Below are 1,638 nucleotides of genomic sequence, written 5' to 3'. Positions count from 1 at the left end.
CCGAGGGAGAGTCTGCCCGTGATGCCTCCGTTTCCGCCGCCCCTGTCGTTTCCGCCGCCCTTCTCGCTGCCGCCGTGACAGGTGTGGCAGGTGGTGTGACAGACGTGGTTGTCGTCGTGTCAGGTCGGCGTCGTGGTCAAACCGCCGTCCGGGTCAGGTCATGGAGAGTCGTACCGTCCACGGTGACCTCCTTGAAGGTGGCCTCGCCCCGGACGGTGACGGCGGAGTCGCCACCACCGGGACCGCCGCCGCCGGAGAGGAAGTGGTGGATCTTCCCGTCGGTGACGTACTGGTCGAACCGCGCGAAAGCCGGTGACGGATCGCTGCCGTCCTCACCGGGCTCATCGCACTCACCGGGCTCACCGGGCTCACCGAGGTATGTCGGCGGGCTCTCCGGGCTTGATCAGATATCCCGCCCCGCGCCGGGTGTGGATCATCGGCGGACGTCCGGCGTCGATCTTCCGTCGCAGATAGGAGATGTACAGCTCGACGACATTGGCCTGGCCGCCGAAGTCGTACGACCAGACGCGGTCGAGGATCTGCGCCTTGCTCAGCACCCGGCGCGGATTGCGCATCAGATAGCGCAGTAGCTCGAACTCGGTCGCCGTGAGATGGATGGACTCGCCACCGCGGCTGACGTCGTGGCTGTCCTCGTCCAGGGTCAGATCGCCGACGATCAGCAGCGACTCACCGCGCACGGCCGCCGTGCCGGACCGACGGATCAGCCCGCGCAGCCGGGCCACGACCTCCTCCAGGCTGAACGGCTTGGTGACGAAGTCGTCGCCGCCCGCGGTCAGCCCGGCGATCCGGTCCTCCACGGCGTCCTTGGCCGTGAGGAAGAGGACGGGCACCTGGGGCAGTTCACGCCGCAGCCGTCCCAGTACGGCCAGCGCGTCCATGTCGGGCAGCATCACGTCCAGCACCACCGCGTCGGGCCGGAAGTCCCGGGCGCGACGCACCGCGCCCGCGCCGTCGGCGGCGCTGCGTACCTCCCATCCCTCGTACCGCAGGGCCATGGAGAGCAGCTCGGTGAGCGAGCTCTCGTCGTCGACGACAAGGACACGGACAGGGCCGCCGTCCGGCCTGAGCATGCGGGTGCGCCCGTGGGGCGAGGTGATGGTCATGCTGGTCAACCCTGCGGAGTGCCTCTGAGATCCCTCTTTCCGAACCCTGTGAATTCCCTGAGAAACGTGGCCGCGGCTGTCAGGGCGCCGCGTACGGGCGGGGCTGCATACAGGCGAGGCCGCGTACAGGCGGTACGGGACGTCAGGGGCGGCGGCCGGAATCATCGGGCCCGCACCCTCACCCTCGGCCCTCAAGCTCTCAGCTCTCAGCTCTCAGCTCTCAGCTCTCAACCGTCCAGCCCGAAGAGCCGGGCTCCGTTCCCGTGACAGACCGCGCGCAGCCACTCGCCGCCCAGCTCCAGCCGCTCCAGGGCCTCCAGCTGGTGCGCGTACGGATACGGGATGTTCGGGAAGTCGGTCCCGAGCAGGATCCGGTCCCCCAGATCCGCGAGCCGTCCCCGCGCCTCCCCGGGAAATGGCGCGAACCGTTCGCTGAAATCCGTGAACGCCATGGTCGTGTCCAGCCTGACCTGCTCGTACCGCTCGGCGAGCGCCAGGAAGTCCGAGTACTCCG

Annotated in this window: 2 protein-coding genes and 1 pseudogene; all 3 read right to left on the bottom strand. The window is 68.9% G+C overall.

Features of this window, described 5'->3' with window-relative positions; translation table 11 throughout:
- Window positions 1-136: 136 nt before the first annotated feature.
- A pseudogene (locus tag BFF77_RS38360) lies at window positions 137-280 on the bottom strand (hypothetical protein); the annotation flags it as partial.
- Between the two features lie 88 nt (window positions 281-368).
- Window positions 369-1,124: a response regulator transcription factor gene (locus BFF77_RS31240; protein WP_066956799.1), complete on the bottom strand. Its 756-nt coding sequence runs from the start codon at window positions 1,122-1,124 to the stop codon at window positions 369-371.
- Window positions 1,125-1,351: 227 nt separating this feature from the next.
- The coding region (locus tag BFF77_RS31235; protein WP_169922749.1) for an amidohydrolase family protein at window positions 1,352-1,638 on the bottom strand (287 nt) is incomplete at its 5' end.

The sequence above is a fragment of the Streptomyces lushanensis genome (genome assembly GCF_001700515.1).
Taxonomy (GTDB): domain Bacteria; phylum Actinomycetota; class Actinomycetes; order Streptomycetales; family Streptomycetaceae; genus Streptomyces; species Streptomyces lushanensis.
Note: the sequence above shows the minus strand (reverse complement) of the source record. Positions and strands in the feature narration are given on the sequence as shown.